This is a genomic window from Streptomyces sp. NPDC093097 (assembly GCF_044754325.1).
Taxonomy (GTDB): domain Bacteria; phylum Actinomycetota; class Actinomycetes; order Streptomycetales; family Streptomycetaceae; genus Streptomyces.
This window is the reverse complement of record NZ_JBIVOW010000036.1, coordinates 23,886-46,295: the sequence shown is the minus strand read 5'-3', so window position 1 is coordinate 46,295 and position 22,410 is coordinate 23,886. Positions and strand designations below refer to the sequence as shown.

Genomic DNA, 22,410 nt, shown 5'->3' with positions numbered 1-22,410 from the left:
TGGCCGTGGATCTGGAACAGCGAGTGGCCGAGTTGGAGCGCCGGCTCGCCGTGCTGGAAGAGGCGGCCGGGGAGCGGGCCGACCGGCCCGCCGCGCCGCCGGCGCCGCAGCGGGACCCCGGTGACGCACTGTGGGCCCTGAACGGCCTGAAGGAGCAACTCGCCGGCCTGGGTGCGGCCAACGGGGGCGTGATGTTCACCGGAGCCGTGCGCACCCCGGCCGGGCTGCGCTACGACTGGCAGTAGGGGCTGCCCACCGAGGCCGTCATGGAGGGCGACTGGGCGCCGGCCGCCGAGGTGTTCGCGGCGCTCGGCCAGCCCGTGCGCCTGCGGCTGTTGCGCGAGGTCCTCCACGGGCGCTGCACCGCTGCCGAACTCACCGAGCTCGACGGCACCGGCACGACCGGCCAGATCTACCACCACCTACGGCAGTTGACCGCTGCCGGCTGGCTGCACACGGCCGCCCGCGGCCGGTACGAGGTACCGGTCGAGCGGGTCGTCCCGCTGCTGGTGATGGTGCTCGCCGCCGGGCGCTGACGCCCGGCCGACCTAGGGGAGGTCCACATGTCCGAGAACGACAACCGCTTGTTCTGGTCCGCCGCCGCCGCGCTCGCCGTCCTGGGCGCCGCCGTGTTCGCCGGTGCGCTCCAGCTCTACGTGGCCGACGAGATGACGTACGTGGAAGGGCTCTCGCACTTCGCCGGAGCGGTGTGGGGCCTGTCGCTGGTCGTCGGCGCCGCCGCGTGGCAGAGCCGCCGCCTCAGCAGCAACTGACGGCTTTCGGCCGCACCGGCGCGGCCGGCGGCACCGCGGCGGCGGAGCGGGAGATCCCGGGCCCGCTGTCAGTGGTGCCGCCTAGGCTGGCCGCATGTCTCCCGCCGCTCGCACGCCGCGCCCCCGCCGGTACGACCCGGCCAGGACCCGCGCCGCCGTCATGTCCCAGTACGCCCATGTCCGCCGGGCCGTGGGCGCCCTCACGCCCGATCAGCTGGCGCGGCCGACCCGGCTCGGCGACTGGACGGTGCGGGAGTTGGCCGCGCACCTGTCCATGGTGGTCGGCAGCGTGGCGCGCGCTCTTCAGCTGCCCGCCCCGCCCGAGCCGGAGGCCGCCCTCCTCGACTGGCCGTCGGCGACCGCGCAGTACGCCACCGGCATCGACGAGCGGGTGCGTGAACTGGCGGCTGGGAACGACCCGGTGGAGCTGCTGGAGCGCACCGCCGAGGAGTTCGACCGGCTGGTCCCGGCCGAGCCGGGGGACCGGGTTCTCGCCTGCCGCCCCGGCGCGATGCCGCTCGGCGACTTCCTGGTCACCCGCTGCGTCGAGCTCGTCGTGCACACCGACGATCTGGCCGACGCCCTCGGCACGGAGATCCCCTTCGACCGGCAGGCGCTGGCCGCCACCACCCGGCTGCTGGCCGACGCGCTGGCGGCCACGGCCCCCGGCGGATCGGTCGAGGTCCGGGTGCCGCCGTTCGCCGTCGTGCAGTGCGTCGAGGGCCCCCGGCACACCCGCGGCACCCCGCCCAACGTCGTCGAGACCGACCCGCTGACCTGGATACGGCTGGCCACCGGCCGCCTGGGCTGGGCCGCGGCGCTGGACGCGGCGGCGGTCACCGCCAGTGGTGAGCGGGCCGATATCGGTGGCCTGCTGCCCGTCATGAGCTGAGCGATCGGGCCCCGCGGAGGCGCCGGGAGCCGGGCGGCGGCGGGACGTCGCGCATCTCACACCGCCGGGACGTGGGACAGTCCGGACATCTGTCGCAGACCACCGGGAACGGACCGCGCCAAGAAGCGGCGCAGAGCGCGAAAGCGCAGCTCAGAAGCGGTGCGCCGGCATCGGACGTGAGGCGCGGGCGCGGTCGTCACTCACCGTGTCCAAGGGTGGCGCCGACCACCCGGCCGAGGCCGCCGCACCGCCGCCGCCCGAGCCCGGGCACTTGGCAACTCCCCAGGCGCGCCAAGGGCTGCGGGGCCCTGCGCGGGCGGAAATCCCCGGCCGCGCGGCCCGGGCCGGGCCCGGTATCCGCACCGCCCCGTTCATGTACTCCTCCAGGTCGCCTGCCATCCCCGGTTCGGATGAATCAGCGACCTGCCCTAGACTCTGGGACGTGCCACGTGGTGACGGACGACTCAACCACGACCTGCTCCCCGGCGAGAAGGGCCCCCAGGACGCTTGCGGCGTCTTCGGTGTCTGGGCTCCGGGTGAAGAGGTCGCCAAACTCACCTACTTCGGGCTGTACGCGCTGCAGCACCGTGGACAGGAGTCCGCGGGCATCGCGGTGAGCAACGGCTCCCAAATCCTCGTCTTCAAGGACATGGGCCTGGTTTCCCAGGTCTTCGACGAGACTTCCCTCGGTTCCCTCCAAGGCCATATCGCCGTGGGCCACGCCCGTTACTCCACCACCGGTGCCTCGGTGTGGGAGAACGCGCAGCCGACGTTCCGCGCCACCGCGCACGGATCGATCGCGCTCGGCCACAACGGCAATCTGGTCAACACCGCCGAACTGGCCCAGATGGTCGCCGCGCTGCCGCGCGACGGCGGTCGGGCCACCCAGGTCGCGGCCACCAACGACACCGACCTGGTGACCGCCCTGCTGGCCGGCCAGGTCGACGAGGACGGCAAGCCGCTGACCGTCGAGGAGGCCGCCCCGCGCGTCCTCCCGCACGTCAAGGGCGCCTTCTCGCTCTGCTTCATGGACGAGCACACGCTCTACGCCGCCCGCGACCCGCAGGGCATCCGCCCGCTGGTCCTCGGCCGCCTGGAGCGCGGCTGGGTGGTGGCCTCCGAGACCGCCGCCCTGGACATCGTCGGCGCCAGCTTCATCCGGGAGATCGAGCCCGGCGAACTGGTCGCCATCGACGAGGACGGCCTGCGCAGCTCGCGCTTCGCCGAGGCCCGCCCCAAGGGCTGCGTCTTCGAGTACGTCTACCTCGCGCGCCCCGACACCGACATCGCCGGGCGCAACGTCTACCTCTCCCGGGTGGAGATGGGCCGTCGGCTCGCCGCCGAGGCGCCCGCCGACGCCGACCTGGTCATAGCGACCCCGGAGTCCGGTACCCCGGCCGCCGTCGGGTACGCCGAGGCCAGCGGCATCCCCTACGGCTCCGGACTGGTCAAGAACTCCTACGTCGGCCGGACCTTCATCCAGCCCTCGCAGACCATCCGCCAGCTCGGCATCCGCCTCAAGCTCAACCCGCTCAAGGAAGTCATCCGCGGCAAGCGCCTGGTGGTCGTCGACGACTCGATCGTCCGCGGCAACACCCAGCGGGCCCTGGTCCGGATGCTGCGCGAGGCCGGCGCCGCCGAGATCCACATCCGGATCTCGTCCCCGCCGATCAAGTGGCCGTGCTTCTTCGGCATCGACTTCGCCACCCGCGCGGAGCTGATCGCCAACGGGCTGAGCGTCGAGGAGATCGGCAAGTCGCTGGGCGCCGATTCGCTGGCGTACATCTCGATCGACGGCATGATCGAGGCGACCACGATCGACAAGCCGAAGCTGTGCCGCGCCTGCTTCGACGGCGAGTACCCGATGGAGCTGCCGGACCCGGAGCTGCTCGGCAAGCACCTCCTGGAGTCCGAGGCCAAGGTCCCGACCGCGTCCGACGTGGACGGTGTCCGGACGCTCACCGCCGGGGTCGGCGGCGCCGACGCGCTGCGTCGCCCGTAGAGCTCGTACCCACCCAAACGAAAGTTCTCAGCCATGTCCGCTGAATCAACCGGTGCCAGCTACGCGAGCGCGGGTGTCGACATCGAAGCCGGCGACCGCGCCGTGGACCTCATGAAGAAGTGGGTGGCCAAGGCCACCCGCCCCGAGGTCGTCGGCGGGCTCGGCGGCTTCGCCGGCCTCTTCGACGCCTCTGCCCTCAAGCGCTACGAGCGTCCGCTGCTGGCCTCGGCCACCGACGGCGTCGGTACCAAGGTCGATGTCGCCCGCCAGATGGGCGTCTACGACACCATCGGCCACGACCTGGTCGCCATGGTCGTCGACGACCTGGTCGTCTGCGGTGCCGAGCCGCTGTTCATGACGGACTACATCTGCGTCGGCAAGGTCTACCCGGAGCGGGTCGCCGCGATCGTCAAGGGCATCGCCGAGGGCTGTGTACTGGCCGGCTGCGCGCTGGTGGGCGGCGAGACCGCCGAGCACCCGGGGCTGCTGGGCCCGGACGAGTTCGACGTCGCGGGCGCCGGCACCGGTGTCGTCGAGGCCGACCGGGTCCTGGGCGCCGATCGCATTCGTACGGGTGACGTGGTGATCGCGATGGCGTCCTCCGGGCTTCACTCCAACGGATACTCCCTGGTCCGCCACGTCCTCTTCGACCGGGCCGGCCTGGCCCTGGACCAGGAGGTCCCCGAGCTCGGCCGCACCCTCGGCGAGGAGCTGCTGGAGCCCACCAAGATCTACTCGCTGGACTGCCTGGCCCTGACCCGCACCAGCGAGGTGCACGCCTTCTCGCACATCACCGGCGGCGGTCTGGCCAGCAACCTGGCCCGGGTGATCCCGGACGGCCTGCACGCCACGGTCGACCGCTCCACCTGGACCCCGGGCGCCGTCTTCGACCTGGTCGGCACCGCCGGCTCGGTCGAGCGCCTGGAACTGGAGAAGACCCTCAACATGGGCGTCGGCATGATGGCCGTCGTCCCGCAGGAGTCCGCGGACGTCGCCCTGACCACCCTCGCCGACCGCGGCGTGGACGCCTGGATCAGCGGCGAGATCGTCGAGCGTGGCGATCACGCAGAGGCAGTGACCCTCACCGGTGACTACGCGAGCTGACACCGCCGACGCGCGGGACCGCCGGTCCGGTGGTCCCGCGCGCAGCACAGAACCCGGTCCGGGGGATTCCCTGGACCGGGTCCGTGATGGTGTTATGAGTCCCGTGAGCGCACAGAACGTCAGGCGCGACGACGCTGGTTCGAGGAGTGCCCCTCTTCCTCGTCGTCCTCGGTGTTGTACCGATCTGCGTACTGTGCGTACGGGTCGTCGTCCTCGTCCTCGAACGGCTCTCGGTTCGGAGGCTGCTGGTTCGACTGCGATGCAAGCTCGTCGGCCAGTCGCGAGAGATCCGTCCCACCGCTGCTGTACTTCAGCTGGCGGGCGACCTTTGTCTGCTTGGCCTTGGCCCGGCCGCGCCCCATGGGTCGACCCCCTCAGTGACGGGGCTCGTCGGCCCCAGAGTCTTGACACGCGTTCATGATTCAGAGCGGACTCTCGACAGAGAGACCGGCCCGTAGGGCTTTAACGGTACCTGCTTCCGCGGCCATACGGTACGTCGCCCGCATCACCCACCGCTCGGCACGACCGGCACGGCGCCCCGTCCACGCTGGTCAACTGCGATTTTAACCTGTCCTGTACGGCGACCCGCCGACAGGTGGTGAGGGATGTCTCCCTGAGCACCTGCGACGGGCCGCACAAGAGTGTGTTTCTGGCCACTTGGGCCGGGGTCAGGTCAGGCGCGACGCCCCTCCGCCATCCGCGCCTCGGCCAGCCGGTCGGCCGCCGCGGCCGGCGGAATGCCATCTGCCTTCGCACGAGCGAATATCGACAGCGTGGTGTCGAAGATCTTCGCGGCCTTGGCCTTGCACCGGTCGAAGTCGAATCCGTGCAGCTCGTCGGCGACCTGGATGACCCCGCCGGCGTTCACGACGTAGTCCGGGGCGTAGAGGATGCCGCGGTCCGAGAGGTCCTTCTCCACGCCGGGGTGCGCGAGTTGGTTGTTGGCCGCGCCGCACACCACCTTCGCGGTCAGCACCGGCACCGTCTCGTCGTTCAGCGCGCCGCCGAGCGCGCACGGGGCGTAGATGTCCAGGCCCTCGGTGCGGATCAGTGCGGCGGTGTCGGCGACGGCGGTCACCTGGGGGTGGCTGGTGCGGACCCGGTCCACCGACTCGGCGCGCACGTCGGTGATCACGACCTCGGCGCCGTCCTGGAGCAGGTGCTCGACGAGGTGGTGGCCCACCTTGCCGACGCCCGCGATGCCGACCTTGCGGCCGCGCAGCGTGGGGTCGCCCCACAGGTGCTGTGCCGAGGCCCGCATGCCCTGGAAGACGCCGTAGGCGGTCAGGACCGAGGAGTCGCCGGCGCCGCCGTTCTCCGGCGAGCGGCCGGTGGTCCACTTGTTGGTCCGGGCGACCACGTCCATGTCGGCGACGTAGGTGCCGACGTCGCAGGCGGTCACGTAGCGGCCCCCGAGGGACGCCACGAACCGGCCGTAGGCGAGCAGCAGTTCCTCGGTCTTGATCAGCGCGGGGTCGCCGATGATCACCGCCTTGCCACCGCCGTGGTCCAGTCCGGCCAGCGCGTTCTTGTAGGACATCCCGCGAGAGAGGTTCAGGGCGTCCGTCAGCGCCTCCTCCTCGGAGGCGTATGCATGGAAGCGGGTGCCGCCGAGGGCGGGGCCCAGGGCGGTGCTGTGGAGGGCGATCACGGCCTTCAGGCCGGTGGCCCGGTCCTGGCAGAGGACGACCTGCTCATGGCCGCCCTGCTCCGTGCGGAAGAGGGTGTGCAGGACGCCACCGGGCGCGGAGGCGGATGCCCCCGGTGCGAACGGGGCGGAAGGTACGGGAGAGGCGGCAGGACGTACGTCGGTCACTGTGGTGACTCCCATAGTCGCGAAGGACGCCCTCCTATGGGTGGGGAGGGCCGGTTGGGATGAGCGTAAGACCTGGAGGGCGGGTTGATCGGCCAGGTCTGGAAGATCACCCTCTCCCGGGGGACGGGCGTGGGACGATCTGCCGTATCCAGACCGGGCGGAGGCAGGCAACTCCGGGCGGTGGGCTTTCCTTTGGAGGAGCGGGCGTGGCCTTGGCGTCATCGGTGCGGGTCCCGTATGTGGCGTATCTACGGGTCTACGAGCCGCTGGCAGCGTTCCCCGAGCCGGAACGCTCCTACTGGGCGCGCTACGCCAAACGCGACGACACCCCCACCGCCGTGGACGAGCAGCGCCGGGCGCTGGCCGATCTGCTGCCGACCCCGCCGGTGCCGGTGCCGGTGCACGAGAGCGGGGACGCGTTCGTCGCCGTCGTGGACGACGTGACCTGCGTCTGCCCCTGGCGGACCCGGTTGCGCGGCTGGCAGGCGCTGGCGTCCCTGGAGGAGCTGCTGCCGGCGTCGGTGCTGGATGCCGCGCTGCCCCCGGTGGTGCGGCGGCAGGCGGCCACCGACTACGAGCGGTGGCGCGAGCGCAATCCGGACGCCCGGCCCTGGATCCGCGCGTCCACCTGGTACGTCCCGGTGCGCTGGTTCGTCCTCTTCGACGACGCCGAGCGCACGTACACGGAAGGTGACCCGGCCCCCGCGCTGCGTTACCGGACGCCGATGGTGCAGGCGCGCCGACGGGTCGCGCGCGGACTGCGTACGCTTCGGGATGCCCTGGAAGAGGGGCCGCTGATCGACGGCCTGGTAGATGTGGGGCGCTGGCTCGAAGACTTCCACCCGCGCTCGCTCGTGGAGCTGGACTACGGAGGGCTGGTGCACGCGGTGCCCGAGGGGCAGCTCGCCGAGGACCGTTCCGCCGCGGAGGTGGCGGAGGGGCTGGCGGCGCTGCGCGAGGGGGACGGTGAGCGGGCCGGTGCCGCGTACGAGAAGCTCTCCCTGCGGTGGCGCGCGTTCCGCGAGCGCCAGTTCTCCAGCTGAACGCCGGCGGCCCGGCGCGCAGTTGGCGGGCGCGGGGTCCTGCTGACGGGGCGTACGGGACGTAGGTCCCGATCCGGGCTATTGCCCCAAGCGTGACCTAAAGCACTGACTTCGGGTCTTGCTCCCAAGGTGCACCCTCGTGCCAAAATAGGACAAGGAGTCTGACTTGGGCCCCTTCCGTCCAACTAAGGGCGGATAGATCGGTATTGCGGTCCTTGAGGGGTCTCATGGCGGCTGGTCACGTTGTGACTGATCGTCACGGGGGTGTGACTGTCCGCTATGGCATGGTCCATCGGCATCCGCCAAGGTTGAACACCTGAGAGGGCAATTCCATCGGTTTGGCCGACGTGGCTGGACAGATGGTGTAGTTGTAGTGCCGAGGACAAGCCGTTCGTCCTATAACCGACTCGGCCCGCGTCTGCCATTTCGGGCAACGTGGGTCAAGGTGCAGAATTTAGAGGAAAGAACCGTGATGGTTCGGTTCTCCCGAGGAGGCCGCTCATGACCGCTCGCACCCCTGACGCCGAGCCGCTGCTTACCCCCGCCGAGGTCGCCACGATGTTCCGCGTGGACCCGAAGACGGTGACCCGCTGGGCCAAGGCAGGCAAGCTCACGTCCATCCGCACGCTCGGAGGGCACCGGCGTTATCGCGAGGCTGAGGTCCGCGCACTGCTCGCGGGCATCCCGCAGCAGCGCAGCGAGTCCTGAATAACCGCATAACCAGGCTGTTTTCGGGTCCCCCAACCCGAAAGCGCCCGCTTCGCACCACCTGCTCCACCAAAGCTCCATACGACGCGGCGCCTGCCCCAACAGGCCCACACCCGCCTCATCCGGGTACGTCATCGATCGCGCTGGACTCCGCCGGGTCCGGCGCGATCTCTTTTTGTGTGCGGCCGTTCCCGGGCCGTTCCCGGGCCGCTCGCGGCGCTTGGGCCGCCCCGGCGTCGACCGGCGCCGAGAGGCGCGCCACACCCCCTTCAGGGGCCCCCAAAGGGCTCACCAGACCGGACCCGGCGGTCTTCTTTCGGGGCGTCAGAAGAGCAGTGCAATTGCACATATTAAATTGACCCGTTGTAGACGGGCGGTAAGTTCCCCATCTCGTGAAACTTCTTCGGTGACTCCCGTCACATACCGCAGTTCTTGAAGGGGGAACCGTGCTGCGGTATTAGGCCGTTCCGCCGTTGCCTCCTCAACAGCCTTCCATCGCACGGCCGGTGGCGCAGGCGCCCTTGGTCACCGGACGGAGGGACTTTCGTCCTCTGTCGGCGGCTCACAGGCGACCTGGGAGGGCTCCGGGGCGGTCGGGGGCGTCGCGGGCCCTGAACGGGCGTCGTGCGGCTCCATGGCGAGCCTGAGCAGCTGGTGGCACACGGGGCACTGCCGGGTGAGATGGCGGTAGCCGTAGCGCAGGGCCGCCGACAGATGGGCGCGCAGCAGCGCCCTGGTCTCGTGCCGTACCGCGGTCGTCATCACACGCCACCTCCCGGCCCCATGCCCTGCTCTGTTGAGTACCGGCGGCGGGTGTCGCCGTCAAGACGGCCGGAGGTCCCGACCCGCGCGGACCAAGGACCTTCGGGCCATCGCGCCGGCGGCCCGAAGGGGGAGAGCGTGCCGGCCCGCACCGGAGAAGCCCCGGTGCGGGCCGTGAAAAGCACAACGGCCCGCACCGGAGAACGGTGCGGGCCGTGAAAGGCGGTCCTGACGGGATTTGAACCCGCGGCCTCCACCTTGACAGGGTGGCGAGCACTCCAAACTGCTCCACAGGACCTTGGTTTGCTTTCCGCTTGCGGCGGGCTGCGAAACAAGACTGTACAGCAGGTCAGGGGGTGCGGTCGAACTCGGTCCCGGCCGCCGCCCCTCCGCCCGGTCCGGCCTACGGCACCGCGGCGTCCACCGCCTTCATGATCCGCTTGTCGGAGACCGGGTACGCCGTCCCCAGGGCGTGCGCGAAGTAGCTCACCCGGAGCTCCTCGATCATCCAGCGGATCTCCCGGGCCGCGGCCGGCACCGGCCGCCCCTGGGGGAACTGCTCCAGCAGCCAGGCGTATTCGTCCTGCATCTCCTTGACCTTCGCCATCCGGCTGCGGTCCCGCTCGGCGTTGGTGGGCAGCTGGGTCAGGCGGCGGTCGGCGGCGACCAGGTAGCGCATCAGGTCCGGCAGCCGCTTGGCGCCGTGCGCGGTGACGAAGCCCGGCTTGATCAGCGCCGCCAGCTGCTCCTTGACGTCCGTCAGCGACGGCAGCAGGGAGGGGAACGCGGTCGCCTTCAGCCGGCGTTCGCACGCCTGCCAGGCGGCCAGCACCTCCTGGACCTGCCGGACGGTCGCCAGCGTCGCCTCGACGAGATCGGCCCGCACCGCGTCGAACAGCTTGCGGAAGGACTCCTCGTCCCAGGCCGGGCCGCCCCGGGCGGCGATCAGCCGGTCCGCGGCGGCGGTCACGCAGTCGTCGAAGAGCGCCGCGATGGAGCCGTGCGGATTGCGGGAGAGCGCCAGCTTCTGCTGGTTGTTCAGCTTGTCCTGGGCGAACTTGGCGGGGTTGGTGGGGATGTTGAGCAGGATGAGGCGGCGGGTGCCGGCCCACATGGCCGCCAGCTGCTCGGCCTCGGTGTCGAAGAGCCGCACCGCGACGCTGCTGCCCTCGTCGACCAGCGCCGGGTACGCCTTCACCGGCTGGCCGGCGCGACGGGTCTCGAAGGTGCGCGGCAGCGTGCCGAGCGTCCAGGACGTCAGGCCGGTGCGCTGTTCCGGGCCGGCCGGCGGGGCCTCGCCGCCGCCCCTGCGGTCCTTACCGGGCCGCTTCTCGGCCTGCTCGAAGGCCCGGGAGATGGCGGCCCGGGTCTTCGGCTTCAGCTGGAGCCGCAGCGCCTCCAGGTCCTTGGCCTCGGCGAGCTTGCGGCGCCGCTCGTCGACCACCCGGAAGGTGATCTTCAGGTGGTCCGGGATCTTGGCGAGGTCGAAGTCCGCGGCGTCCACCGGCACCCCCACCATCCGCTGGAGGCCGGCGGCCAGCGAGGACGTCAGGGCGCCCTGCAGCGGGACGGTGGAGTCCAGGAAGCGGGCGGCGAAGTTCGGCGCCGGGACGTAGTTGCGGCGGATGGGCTTGGGCAGCGAGCGGATCAGCTCGGTCGCCAACTGCTCGCGCAGGCCCGGGATCTGCCAGTCGAAGCCCTCGGCGGAGACCTGGTTGAGGACCTGGAGCGGGATGTGGACGGTCACGCCGTCCGCGTCCGCGCCCGGCTCGAACTGGTAGGTGACCTTGAACTTCAGCTTCCCCTGCCGCCAGGAGTCCGGATAGTCGTCCTTGGTGACGGCCTCGGCGGACTCGTTGATGAGCATCGAGTGCTCGAAGTTCAGCAGGTCCGGCTCGTCCTGGCGCTTCTTCTTCCACCAGGAGTCGAAGTGCGCCCCGGAGACCACGTCGGCGGGGATCCGCTGGTCGTAGAAGTCGAAGAGCGTCTCGTCGTCGACGAGGATGTCGCGGCGCCGGGCGCGGTGCTCCAACTCCTCCACCTCGCCGAGGAGTTTGCGGTTGTCATGGAAGAACTGGTGGTGGGTGCGCCAGTCGCCCTCCACCAGGGCGTGCCGGATGAACAGCTCGCGCGAGACCTCGGGATCGATCCGTCCGTAGTTGACCTTGCGCTGAGCGACGATCGGGACGCCGTAGAGCGTCACCCGCTCGTACGCCATCACCGCGGCCATCTTCTGTTCCCAGTGCGGCTCGCTGTAGTTCCGCTTCACCAGGTGATCGGCGAGCGGCTCGATCCACTCCGGCTCGATCCGGGCGTTCACCCGCGCCCATAGCCGGGAGGTCTCGACCAGCTCGGCGGACATCACCCAGCGTGGTGGCTTCTTGAAGAGGGCGGAGCCGGGGAAGACCGCGAACTTGGCGCTGCGGGCGCCCAGGTACTCGTTCTTGGTGTCGGTGTCCTTGAGTCCGATATGCGAAAGCAAACCGGAGAGCAACGACGTGTGGATGTGCTCCGGCGCCGCGTCCGTCTCGTTGAGGTGGACGCCCATGCTCTTGGCGACCGTCCGCAGCTGCGAGTAGATGTCCTGCCACTCGCGTATCCGCAGGTAGTTCAGGAACTCCGCGCGGCACATCCGGCGGAACGCGGACGAGGACAGCGCCTTCTGCTGCTCGCGGACGTAACTCCAGAGGTTGAGGAACGCCAGGAAGTCCGACGTCTCGTCCTTGAAGCGGGCGTGCTGCTGGTCGGCCTGCTGCTGCTTGTCCGACGGCCGTTCCCGCGGGTCCTGGATGGACAGCGCCGCCGCGATCACCATGACCTCGCGGACACAGCCGTTGCGGTCCGCCTCCAGCACCATCCGGGCCAGCCGCGGGTCGACCGGCAGCTGGGAGAGCTTGCGGCCCAGCGGGGTCAGCCGCTTGCGGGTGTCCTTCTGCGCGGTGTCCAGCGCGCCCAGCTCGCGCAGCAGGTCGACGCCGTCCTTGATGTTGCGGCGGTCCGGCGCGTCGATGAACGGGAACTTCTCGATGTCGCCGAGGCCGGCCGCGGTCATCTGGAGGATGACGGAGGCGAGGTTGGTGCGCAGGATCTCCGCGTCGGTGAACTCCGGGCGGGAGAGGAAGTCGTCCTCGGAGTACAGCCGGACGCAGATGCCGTCGCTGGTCCGGCCGCAGCGGCCCTTGCGCTGGTTGGCGCTGGCCTGCGAGACCGGCTCGATGGGCAGCCGCTGCACCTTCGTACGGAAGCTGTAGCGGGAGATCCGGGCCATGCCCGGGTCGATCACGTACTTGATGCCGGGGACGGTCAGCGAGGTCTCGGCCACGTTGGTGGCCAGCACGATCCGCCGGCCCGTATGGCGCTGGAAGACCCGGTGCTGCTCGGCGTGCGACAGGCGCGCGTACAGGGGCAGCACCTCGGTGCTGCGGAGGTTCTTCTTGGTGAGCGCGTCCGCGGTGTCGCGGATCTCCCGCTCACCGGAGAGGAAGACCAGGATGTCGCCGGGGCCCTCGGCCTGGAGCTCGTCCACCGCCTCGCAGATCGCGGTGATCTGGTCGCGGTCGGGATCGCTCCCGCCCTCCTCCAGCAGCGGCCGGTAGCGCACCTCGACCGGATACGTGCGGCCGGAGACCTCGACGATCGGGGCGGTGGGCCGCGCGTCGTCCCCGTCCTCGGCGGCGGCCACGGTGGTGAAGCTGCCGAAGTGCCGGGCGAACCGCTCGGGGTCGATCGTCGCGGAGGTGATGACCACCTTCAGGTCCGGGCGCCTGGGCAGCAGCTGCGCCAGATAGCCCAGGATGAAGTCGATGTTGAGGCTGCGCTCGTGCGCCTCGTCGATGATGAGCGTGTCGTACTGGCGCAGCTCCCGGTCCGTCTGGATCTCGGCGAGCAGGATGCCGTCCGTCATCAGCTTGACGAGGGTGTCGTCGCCGACCTGGTCGGTGAACCGGACCTTCCAGCCGACCGCCTCGCCCAGCGGCGTCTTCAGCTCCTCGGCCACCCGCTCGGCGACCGTACGGGCCGCGATCCGCCGCGGCTGGGTGTGCCCGATCAGACCCCGGACGCCGCGCCCCAGCTCCAGACAGATCTTGGGGATCTGGGTGGTCTTCCCGGAGCCGGTCTCGCCCGCGACGACCACCACCTGGTGGTCGCGGATGGCCGCCAGGATGTCGTCCTTCTTCTGGCTGACGGGGAGTTCGGCCGGATAACTCACCTCCGGCATCGCGGCGCGGCGCTGCGCCACCCGCAACTCCGCCTCGTCGACGTCGGCGGCGATCTCGGCGAGCACCGCCGCCCGCGCCTCGGGCTTGCGGATCCGGCGTGCGCCGTCGAGTCGGCGCCCCAGCCGCTGCTGGTCGCGCAGCATCAGCTCGGGGAGGCGCTTCAGCAGGGAGGGCAGCGTGGTCGCGGCGCTCTCGGAGGGGGCGGAGGCAGGCTGACTGGACATACGTCCCCCAGGATCTCACCTCGCGGAAAAGACTGGCGAACCATTTCACGGCGGTGCGGGCCCCGGCCCGGCCGCCGAGGCCCGGCGGAACACACCAACAGGGCGGGACCCGCCGACAAGAAGGCCCCCGAAGAGGACCCCGGAACGAAACCCGGGACGAGGACCGCGGGAGGCGACCTCCGAAAGGAGATCGTCGAAGGGGATCCCCGAAAGGAGATCGCCGACACAAAGGAGAAGGTCCCGGTTCGATTTCTCGAACCGGGACCTTCTCCCAATGGGTGTGGCTGGGGCCGGGGTCGAACCGGCGACCTTCCGCTTTTCAGGCGGACGCTCGTACCAACTGAGCTACCCAGCCGCAGCGGTCCTGACGGGATTTGAACCCGCGGCCTCCACCTTGACAGGGTGGCGAGCACTCCAAACTGCTCCACAGGACCTTGCATTGTGCGAGTGGCTTGCACCAGTCTCGCACACGGTGGTGCGTGCCCCCAACGGGATTCGAACCCGTGCTACCGCCTTGAAAGGGCGGCGTCCTGGGCCACTAGACGATGAGGGCTGATGGCCCGCCTTGGCGCCGTTGCCGGCTCCGTCGGGGACGTGAGAAGCATATGGGATGGGAGGACCGTTCGCCAAAACGGTTTACCCGGGCCCGTCGGAAGCCGTCCTGGACGGGCGGGAGGAGGGGGCGGCGCCCGGCGGTGCGGGCCGGCTCTCGCGGGGCGGATGGCGGCTGGCCTCGGCGCGGGTGAGCCCGGTCCGCCCAGGGTGATCTCGTCCCACGTTTGGAGCCGCTTGGTGGTGCGGGCCGGGTGGGGCGCCGACGCCTGGACGGGGGCGGGCCGCCGGTTCTGGACGGCGCGCAGAGCGTCGCCGCCCGTGGAGCCCCCGACTCTCAGCCGGCTCCCCCGGGGGAGCGTGCGGATCTCGCGGCGGGGGAGGTGGCCCGCGAGCGCCGGCGGCGCGAGGCCGTCCGCCTCGGCCGGGTTGTGGTCCGTGGTGTCGCCCGTGTCGGCGATCACGTCGATCCGGTACTGCCGCACCAGTGAGGCGATGAGGTGCCGGCCGGCCGGCGCGAGGCGGATGCCGGAGACCTGCGCCAAGTGCGCCAACTCCTTCTGGTGGACGTCGAATTCGGTGGCGAGGCTGCGGGCGGCGCCGCGTCGTCGGGCGGGGCGGAGGGGAGCAGTCCGAAGAGTCGCGGATCCAGGGCGGACCGCGGGTTCCAGGCGGCGCCGGAGGCGGTGAGCGGGGCGTGGGCCGGGCCGCCGGTGGTCGGGGCGCGCCGCGGGCGGCCGTACACGGCCAGGCCCAGGGACACAGGCCGGCGCGGCGCAGGGGCCCGCCGGGCCGGCGGCGCCGCGCAGCGCGTCGTGGGTGACCTGCTGCTGGAGGCCGGCGAACCGCTCGGGGTGGTCCGGGAGCGCGCGGCGCGCGCCATCGGCCCCGTATGCCCGGCCGTGCCGTCCGTCGGGCGGGGCGGCTCCGTCCGGGGCCCGTCGCGGGTGGACCGTTGGCGGACAATGGGGGCGTGCTGGAAATGACGCGCGAGGAGTTCGAGGAACTAGTCGCCGAGGCGCTGGACCGGATCCCGCCGGAGCTGACCCGGCTCATGGACAACGTGGCGGTCTTCGTCGAGGACGAGCCGCCGGCCGACGACCCCGATCTGCTCGGGCTCTACGAGGGGACCCCGCTCACCGACCGCGGCGAGTGGTACGCGGGGGTCCTGCCGGACCGGATCACCGTCTTCCGGGGGCCGACCCTGCGGATGTGCGACACGAGGGAAGACGTGGTCGCGGAGACGGAGGTGACGGTCGTTCACGAGATCGCGCACCACTTCGGGATCGACGACGCGCGGCTGCACGCGCTCGGCTACGGCTGACCGCGCCGCGGGCGCCGCGGCGGGCGGAGGCGGCGGGTGTGCCGGCCGTCGCGTGTCCTCGGGCGGGGGGCGGGAGTTGGGCAGGGCGTCCCTACGGATCCGGAGGTCCTGCCCGTGTGTCCGATGCCCCCTCGTCCGTCGTCCGCCGCCGATCCGTCGACGGCCGGGGCCGCCGCCTCGGGCGCGTACGACGCCCGGCCGGCCGTTCCCGCTCCCGGGGCGCGAGGGTCCGCGCCGTCGACTTCCGTGGCGGGTCGGCGCTCGATGACGCGCGTGGCCGCCGCGGCGCTGACGGTCTCCGCGCTGGCCGTCTCGCTGGCCGGCTGCATGAACGTTAGTGATCCTGCCGCGGACCCGGCACCGTCGGGCAGTGCCGCCCGGCACGGCGACGGGAAGGCCAAGCGCCCGGCCCCCGGTGGGCTGACCGCCGACGGGCGGGGCGACGGGACGCGCCGGACGGGGCACGGTGGCCCGGGGAGGCCGGCGGGCGGGGACAGCGGTTCCGCCGGCGACGAGGAGGCCGCCGAGCCGTCGCCGAGCGCGGCGCCGTCCTCGTCGCCGGCGGTCCCGGGGCGGTCCCCGCGGCCGGCCGAGCCGTCCGGTCCGGAGCCCGGCGCGGTGCCGGGCCGCGGCGGGTCCGCCGGCCCCGGGCGCCCCTCGGCCCCGCCGCACCCCTCGTTGCCCGTTTCCGGCCGGCCGTCGTCCCCGCCCGGTGCGCCGGCCCCCGGCGCGCCGAGCGTGCCGCCGACCCGGTCGTCGGGCGGCGCCGCGTCGTCGGGCGGCGGTGCGCAGGCGTCCGGCCCGTCGCCCCTCGGCCCGAAGCCGCCGCCGCCCGCGTCCTCTTCGTCCGCCGGGCACGCGTCCGCGCCGGGGACGGGGTCCGCCGTGCTGTCCTCGTCGGTGTCGCCTCAGATGGAGTGGGACGCCTGAGGGGACGGGCGGGGCCGGAGGCGGGCGGATCGGGGGTCATTTGCCTTTCGGGGGTCGGGGTGCGTATGGTGGTAGATCGTTTGATCCCATTTGCCCGGCGCCTGAAAACAGCGCGCCGTGTGGCGCGTTCTCTCCTTTGCCGTGGCTGACCGCATAGAGGCGGTCTTTGTGAAATCACACGGAGTTGTGGGCGCGTGCCGAGACTCCGGAAGGTTTCGCATTTCGCATGTCCATTTCCACTGAGCAGTCCATCCTGCCCGCGCACGACGAGCAGCCCGAGCAGGTGGCTCCCGAGGCGGTCGAGTCCGACGAGGCGACCGCGGCGCAGGACGCCGGCGCCGAGGCCGTCGAGCCCACCGTCTCCACCGTCGACGAGGACGCCGTCGACGGCGTCGAGGAGGGCGACGACGCCCCGACCGTGACCTTCGCGGACCTCGGGCTGCCCGAGGGCGTCGTCCGCAAGCTCGCCCAGAACGGTGTCACCACCCCCTTCCCGATCCAGGCCGCGACCATCCCGGACGCGCTGGCGGGCAAGGACATCCTCGGCCGCGGCCGCACCGGCTCCGGCAAGACGCTCTCCTTCGGTCTGCCGACCCTGGCCCGACTGGCCGGCGGCCGCACCGACAAGAAGAAGCCGCGCGCGGTCATCCTCACCCCGACCCGTGAGCTCGCGATGCAGGTCGCGGACGCCCTCCAGCCGTACGGTGACGTGCTCGGCCTGAAGATGAAGGTCGTCTGCGGCGGTACGTCCATGGGCAACCAGATCTACGCCCTGGAGCGCGGCGTCGACATCCTCGTCGCCACCCCGGGCCGACTGCGCGACATCATCAACCGCGGTGCCTGCTCCCTGGAGGACGTCCAGGTCGCGGTCCTCGACGAGGCCGACCAGATGTCCGACCTGGGCTTCCTGCCCGAGGTCACCGAGCTGCTGGACCAGGTGCCCGACGGCGGCCAGCGGATGCTGTTCTCGGCCACGATGGAGAACGAGATCTCCACGCTGGTCAAGCGCTACCTGACCAACCCGGTCAGCCACGAGGTCGACAGCGCCCAGGGCAACGTCACGACCATGACCCACCACGTCCTCGTCGTGAAGCCGAAGGACAAGGCGCCGGTCACCGCGGCGATCGCCGCCCGCAAGGGCCGCACCATCATCTTCGTCCGCACCCAGCTGGGCGCCGAGCGGGTCGCCGAGCAGCTGATCGAGGCCGGCGTCACGGCCGACGCGCTGCACGGCGGCATGACGCAGGGCGCCCGTACCCGGGTCCTCGCGGACTTCAAGGACGGCTACCTCAACGCGCTGGTCGCCACCGACGTCGCCGCCCGCGGCATCCACGTCGACGGCATCGACCTGGTCCTGAACGTCGACCCGGCCGGTGACCACAAGGACTACCTGCACCGCTCGGGCCGTACCGCCCGCGCCGGCCAGTCCGGCACCGTCGTCTCGCTGTCGCTGCCGCACCAGCGCCGGCAGATCTTCCGCCTGATGGAGGACGCGGGCGTGGACGCCTCGCGCCACATCGTCGGCGGCGCCGGTGCCTTCGACGAGGAGCTGGCCCGGATCACCGGTGCGCGTTCGCTCACCGAGGTCCAGGCCGACTCGGCGAACAACACCGCCAAGCAGGCCGAGCGCGAGGTCGGCGCCCTCACCAAGGAGCTGGAGCGGCTCCAGCGCCGCGCCACCGAGCTGCGCGAGGAGGCCGACCGGCTGACCGCGCGGGCCGCCCGCGAGCGCGGCGAGGACCCGGCGGAGGCGCTGGCGGCGGCCGCCGAGGCGGCCGCCGAGGCGGTGGCCGAGGCCGCGACGGTGCCGGCGCAGGCCGGTTCCGGCGAGCGCCGTTCCTACGAGCGCCGGGACGAGCGCCGCGACGAGCGTCGTGACGAGCGGCGCGGTGACCGCCGGGACGACCGGGGCAACTTCGAGCGTCGCGACCGGGACCGTCGGGACGACCGTGGCGGTCGTTCCTTCGAGCGTCGTGACGAGCGTCGGGATGACCGGGGTGGTTTTGGTCGGGACCGTGACCGGGACCGTCGGGACGACCGTGGTGGCCGTTCCTTCGAGCGTCGTGACGAGCGTCGGGATGACCGGGGTGGTTTTGGTCGGGACCGTGACCGGGACCGTCGGGACGACCGTGGCGGTCGTTCCTTCGAGCGTCGTGACGAGCGTCGGGACGACCGCGGTGGCTTCCACCGGGGCGGCGACCGCCCGAGCCGTCCGTTCAACCGTGACGACCGCTCCGGCGGCCGCCCGTCCTCCGGTTTCCGCTCCGGCGGCGACCGTCCGTTCAACCGCGACGACCGCTCCGGCGGCCGGCCGTCCTCCGGTTTCCGTTCCGGCGGCGACCGCCCCTACGGCCGGCGTGACGACCACCGCGGCTCCGGTAGCGCGTCCGGCTTCGGCCGCCGCGACGACAAGCCGCGCTGGAAGCGCAACGGCTGATCCGGCCGCGGCCGGATCAGGCCGGTAGCCCGCATGGTTCACGCAGGGCCCGTACCGCACGCAAGTGCCGTACGGGCCCTGTGCGTTGGGGCGCCGCTCGGGAGTCGCGGGCGGGGGCGCCGGCGTGCGCGTTGGCGCGTTGTGGGGCGCGTGGCGCACGCGGTGCGCGGTGGTGGGGAGCGCCTCGTACGGGCGCGCTGCGCGCCGCCGGCCGGGGCGATCGGGCCCCGCGCGGGGCGGTCGCGGCACGCCGGGGATCGGTCAGATCCGCAATGCCTTCGGGCTGCGGCAGATCCTCGGGCTATGCTGCTGGGTGCGGGCCATTAGCTCAATTGGCAGAGCAGTGGACTTTTAATCCATTGGTTCAGGGTTCGAGCCCCTGATGGCCCACCAGGTGGAGCACGCGGTGCTCCTGTCCGTACGAAGCTGTACGCGAGCGGCGCCCCGTCCCGGTATCACCGGGCGGGGCGCCGCTCGTTGCGTTGGGGGCGGCGGCAGGGGCGCGCCCCCGGGTGCTCCGTGGGCGGCCGCCGCGTCGATTCATGCGCTCCGCGTATGGGTCGGGCGGGCCGGCTATTTGTCCGGGCGGGATGCCGTATTTAGCGTCGTCGGTGAAATGGCGGGGGACGGCAAGGCGTTGCCCGTCGGTCCGAGGGCGGGAATGGTGCGTGAGCCTGTGCGTGCGGCGGATCGTGGAGAAGACGGGGGCGGGATATCCGTGCGAGCTGCCGGGGAAACCGTAGAGGGGGGAGAGGCGTCGGCCCGGTCCGCCGAAAAGAGCGGGACAGGGAAAGCGCGTGACAGGGAATCCGTGCGCCGGTGGTGGGCGTTCGCCGGACTGAGCATCATCAGTTTCCTCGGCTGTATCGACCTCACCGTCGTCAATACCGCGGCCCCCGCCATTCAGCGGGATATGGGGGCCACGGTCACCGAACTCCAGTTGGTCGTCAACATCTTCATCGTCGCGCTGTCGATGTTCATGGTGGCGATGGGGCGGCTCGCCGACCAGCACGGCCGGCGGCGGGTGCTCTACACCGGGACCGCGGTGTTCGGCGTCGCCTCCCTGGCGGCCGGGTGCGCGGGGGACGTCCGGACGCTGATCGTCTGCCGCTTCGTCCAGGGGGCCGCCTGCGCCGTGCTCTACACCAGCACCGGCGCACTGGTCTCCGACATCTTTCCGCCGGAGCGGCGCGGCAGGGCCATCGGGGCGCTCTACGGGGTCAACGGGCTCGGGCTGGCGGTCGGGCCGATGCTGGGCGGATTCCTCGTCGGTGCACTGAACTGGCGGTGGGTGTTCTGGATGAACGTGCCGCTGACGGTCGTCGGCCTGGCGGTGTGCTTTTCCGCGGTACGGGTATCGCGGACGCGGCCGGCCGGAACCGGAAAGATGGACTGGTCGGGACTGGCACTGATCAGCCTCGCACTTCCCGCGCTGGTTCTCGCGCTGACGCTGGGAGATTCCTGGGGCTGGACATCCGGCAGGATTCTCGGGCTGTTGGTGCTGGGAATCGCCGGTGTGGCGGTCTTCTGCGTGGTGGAGCGTAAAGCGGCGGCGCCCCTCATCGATTTCCGGCTGTTCGGGAACCGCATCTTCCTGGGGGCGCTCACCGCCGATTTCTCGTTGGCGTTCTTCTACTGCCTGGCGCTTTTCCTGATGCCGCTGTACCTGGATTCCGTACGGCACGACGGGGGCACCGCGAGCGGGCTGATGCTGCTGCCGTGCACGGCGGTGATGGCGGTGCTGTCGCCCGTGGCGGGGCGGCTGGTGGACCGCTTCCCGCCGCGGCTGCTGCTGTGCGGCGGGTTCGCGGCCTTCGCGCTGTCGGCGGCGGTGCAGGCGCAGTTCGGCCGGGACAGCGGGGTCGTCCTGGTGGCCGGGGCGTTCGCGCTGATGGGGATCGGCTGGGCGCTCGTGCTCGGCCCGGCCACCGTGGCCGCGCTGTCGGCCGTACCGGAGCGGCTGGCGGGGACGGCAGTGGGCTCGTCGTGGACCTTCCACAACCTGGGCGGGGCGATCGGGTTGGCGGTGGGGATGGCGGTCTACCGCTGGTCGGCGCGGGACGCGTTGGACGAGGCGCTGGCCGCGCGCCGGCTGCCGGGCGGGGAGTGGGTGGCGCGGGCGGTGGCCGACCCCGGGGCGGGGCGCGGGCTGCTGCGTGCGCACACCGGGTTGGACGGGCGCGGCGTCGAGGCGCTCTTCGGGGAGCTGTTCCTCCGGGGCAACCAGGCGGCGATGTGGCTGCTGTGCGGGGTGGCCGCCGGCGCGTTCCTGGCGATCTGGACCGGGATGCGGGTGCGGAGCGGGACGCGGCGCGGGGGAGGGGGCGGATGAGGCGGCCGGGACGGGAGCCGACGGTGCGGCGGTCCGGTGGCCTGCCGGGCCCGGACGGTGGCCGAACGGGGGTTGCACGAGGGCCCGTTGGGGCTGCGCGGCGATCCGGCGGGCCCGTTCGGGCCCGGCAGGCGGCCGCCTAGGATGCCGATCATGGCGATACCGGGCGTCGAACTGCACCACCTCCGTTGCTACCTGGCCCTCGCCGAGGAGCGGCACTTCACCCGGGCCGCGGACCGCCTCGGCCTCTCGCAGCCCACGGTGAGCCGCACCATCCGCCGCCTGGAGGAGCTGCTCGGCTACCGCCTCCTGGAGCGCACCACCCGGCAGGTCGCGCTGACCGCGTCCGGCGAGCGGCTGTACGGGGAACTCAGCGCACTGCTGCCCCGTTTGGAGGCGGCCCTCCTCCCGGCGCCGGACGCGCCCCTCTTCCGCATCGGATTCGTCTGGGGGTTTCCGGCCACGTGGCCGCAGGCCGCCATCGAGCGGTTCGAGGCGGAGACCGGTGTCGCCGCGCGGGTCTACCGGCGGGACGCGGCGCTGGCGGGGGTGGACAGCGGCGAGGTCGACATCGCGATCCTGCGGGGGGACGTGGCCGTGCCGGGCCTGACGGCGGTGACGCTGCTGCACGAGCGGCGGATAGCCGCGGTGTCGGTGCGTTCCCCGCTCGCGGCCCGGGACGAGGTCGGCTGGCGGGAGCTGGCCGGTATGCCGCTGGTGCTGAACGAGGCGGGCGGGACGACGGAGGCGTCGGACTGGCCGCCGGAGGCGCGGCCGGTCGTCGCCGCCCGGTGCGGGAACTTCGACGAGTGGCTGGAGGCGGTGGCCGGGAACCGGGGCGTCGGGGTCGTACCGGAGTCCATCGGGCGCCAACGGGTGCACCCGTTCATCTCCTTCGTGCCGATCCCCGACGCGCCCTTGATGCCGCTGCACATCGTCTTCCCGCGGCACGGCGGGCATCCGCTGACCCGGCGCTTCCTCGCCCATGCGCGGGCCACGGTCAACCAGTGCGAGGGCGGCGGCGGGGCCGGGGGGAACGTGCCGGAGGGCCCGTAGGGGGAGTGGGGCTCAAGCCCTTAGGGGGCGGGTCGGCCCCAGCCTGTGCCTACCCCGTTCGGCGCAGGAGGACTCGCCGCCCGGCACGGCGGCGGCAAGCCTTGAGGCAGCAGGCAGCAGGCAGCAGGCAGCAGGCAGCAGGCAGCAGGCAGCAGGCAGCAGGCAGTTGGCGGCCGGGCGTCGTGGCCGGAAGTCGGTGGTCGGCAGCCGAGGCAGCCGAGGCGGGCTCGGCGGG

The 22,410-nt window shown here is 72.0% G+C and carries 15 protein-coding genes, 5 tRNA genes and 1 pseudogene; 13 read left to right on the top strand and 8 right to left on the bottom strand.

The genetic code is table 11. The features are described 5' to 3' along the window. The first annotated feature begins 23 nt into the window (after positions 1 to 23). The 5 genes and pseudogenes from ACIQE0_RS36640 (at position 24) to purM (ending at position 4,771) form a co-directional block, all read left to right on the top strand. Positions 24 to 536: pseudogene (locus tag ACIQE0_RS36640) on the top strand (ArsR/SmtB family transcription factor). A 27-nt stretch (positions 537 to 563) separates the two neighbouring features. Continuing rightward, positions 564 to 773: a hypothetical protein gene (locus ACIQE0_RS36635; protein ID WP_402340106.1), complete on the top strand. Its 210-nt coding sequence runs from the start codon at positions 564 to 566 to the stop codon at positions 771 to 773. 94 nt (positions 774 to 867) lie between these two features. Further along, positions 868 to 1,665, top strand: a complete 798-nt coding sequence (locus ACIQE0_RS36630) for a sterol carrier family protein (RefSeq protein ID WP_402340103.1) — start codon at positions 868 to 870, stop codon at positions 1,663 to 1,665. 442 nt (positions 1,666 to 2,107) lie between these two features. Further along, the gene (gene purF / locus ACIQE0_RS36625; RefSeq protein ID WP_366334787.1) at positions 2,108 to 3,667 is read left to right on the top strand and encodes an amidophosphoribosyltransferase; all 1,560 of its coding nucleotides are present in this window, start codon (positions 2,108 to 2,110) and stop codon (positions 3,665 to 3,667) included. 33 nt (positions 3,668 to 3,700) lie between these two features. Further along, positions 3,701 to 4,771 (top strand): phosphoribosylformylglycinamidine cyclo-ligase, encoded by a 1,071-nt coding sequence (gene purM, locus ACIQE0_RS36620; RefSeq protein ID WP_402340099.1) that lies wholly within the window; start codon positions 3,701 to 3,703, stop codon positions 4,769 to 4,771. 119 nt (positions 4,772 to 4,890) lie between these two features. Here purM and ACIQE0_RS36615 read toward each other — a convergent pair whose 3' ends face one another. Together ACIQE0_RS36615 and ACIQE0_RS36610 are read right to left on the bottom strand one after the other, a co-directional pair. Further along, entirely contained in the window at positions 4,891 to 5,133 is a 243-nt protein-coding gene (locus ACIQE0_RS36615) for a DUF3073 domain-containing protein (protein ID WP_366334783.1), read from the bottom strand. 311 nt (positions 5,134 to 5,444) lie between these two features. Next, the gene (locus ACIQE0_RS36610) at positions 5,445 to 6,602 is read right to left on the bottom strand and encodes a Leu/Phe/Val dehydrogenase (RefSeq protein WP_402340096.1); all 1,158 of its coding nucleotides are present in this window, start codon (positions 6,600 to 6,602) and stop codon (positions 5,445 to 5,447) included. A gap of 191 nt (positions 6,603 to 6,793) precedes the next feature. Between ACIQE0_RS36610 and ACIQE0_RS36605 the strand changes: the two genes are divergently transcribed. Next, a complete protein-coding gene (locus ACIQE0_RS36605; RefSeq protein WP_402340093.1) occupies positions 6,794 to 7,630 on the top strand; it encodes a hypothetical protein in 837 nt (278 codons plus the stop codon). Between the two features lie 501 nt (positions 7,631 to 8,131). Beyond that, complete coding sequence (bldC, locus tag ACIQE0_RS36600; RefSeq protein ID WP_003980577.1) at positions 8,132 to 8,338, top strand: developmental transcriptional regulator BldC; 207 nt, start codon at positions 8,132 to 8,134, stop codon at positions 8,336 to 8,338. Positions 8,339 to 8,863: 525 nt separating this feature from the next. On the opposite strand, the gene ACIQE0_RS36595 is transcribed toward bldC, so the two are convergent. The 6 genes from ACIQE0_RS36595 to ACIQE0_RS36570 all read right to left on the bottom strand — a co-directional run bounded on the left by ACIQE0_RS36595 (position 8,864) and on the right by ACIQE0_RS36570 (position 14,097). Beyond that, positions 8,864 to 9,100 (bottom strand): DUF6274 family protein, encoded by a 237-nt coding sequence (locus tag ACIQE0_RS36595; protein WP_366334777.1) that lies wholly within the window; start codon positions 9,098 to 9,100, stop codon positions 8,864 to 8,866. Between the two features lie 223 nt (positions 9,101 to 9,323). Further along, positions 9,324 to 9,398, bottom strand: a tRNA-Asp gene (locus ACIQE0_RS36590). A 105-nt stretch (positions 9,399 to 9,503) separates the two neighbouring features. Next, on the bottom strand, positions 9,504 to 13,544 hold the full coding sequence (hrpA, locus tag ACIQE0_RS36585) for an ATP-dependent RNA helicase HrpA (protein ID WP_402340089.1): 4,041 nt from the start codon (positions 13,542 to 13,544) through the stop codon (positions 9,504 to 9,506). Between the two features lie 281 nt (positions 13,545 to 13,825). Then, a tRNA-Phe gene (locus ACIQE0_RS36580) sits at positions 13,826 to 13,899 on the bottom strand. Between the two features lie 4 nt (positions 13,900 to 13,903). Continuing rightward, positions 13,904 to 13,978 (bottom strand) — tRNA-Asp (locus ACIQE0_RS36575). Between the two features lie 46 nt (positions 13,979 to 14,024). Next, a tRNA-Glu gene (locus ACIQE0_RS36570) sits at positions 14,025 to 14,097 on the bottom strand. A 972-nt stretch (positions 14,098 to 15,069) separates the two neighbouring features. Here ACIQE0_RS36570 and ACIQE0_RS36565 point away from each other — a divergent pair. The 6 genes from ACIQE0_RS36565 (at position 15,070) to ACIQE0_RS36540 (ending at position 22,175) form a co-directional block, all read left to right on the top strand. After that, positions 15,070 to 15,420, top strand: a complete 351-nt coding sequence (locus ACIQE0_RS36565) for a metallopeptidase family protein (protein ID WP_366334773.1) — start codon at positions 15,070 to 15,072, stop codon at positions 15,418 to 15,420. Between the two features lie 264 nt (positions 15,421 to 15,684). After that, positions 15,685 to 16,350, top strand: a complete 666-nt coding sequence (locus ACIQE0_RS36560; RefSeq protein ID WP_402340085.1) for a hypothetical protein — start codon at positions 15,685 to 15,687, stop codon at positions 16,348 to 16,350. 226 nt (positions 16,351 to 16,576) lie between these two features. Further along, the gene (locus ACIQE0_RS36555) at positions 16,577 to 18,787 is read left to right on the top strand and encodes a DEAD/DEAH box helicase (protein ID WP_402340082.1); all 2,211 of its coding nucleotides are present in this window, start codon (positions 16,577 to 16,579) and stop codon (positions 18,785 to 18,787) included. 317 nt (positions 18,788 to 19,104) lie between these two features. Further along, positions 19,105 to 19,180, top strand: a tRNA-Lys gene (locus ACIQE0_RS36550). Between the two features lie 418 nt (positions 19,181 to 19,598). Further along, complete coding sequence (locus tag ACIQE0_RS36545) at positions 19,599 to 21,119, top strand: MFS transporter (RefSeq protein ID WP_402340079.1); 1,521 nt, start codon at positions 19,599 to 19,601, stop codon at positions 21,117 to 21,119. Positions 21,120 to 21,272: 153 nt separating this feature from the next. After that, positions 21,273 to 22,175, top strand: a complete 903-nt coding sequence (locus tag ACIQE0_RS36540; protein ID WP_402340076.1) for a LysR family transcriptional regulator — start codon at positions 21,273 to 21,275, stop codon at positions 22,173 to 22,175. Positions 22,176 to 22,410: the final 235 nt, after the last annotated feature.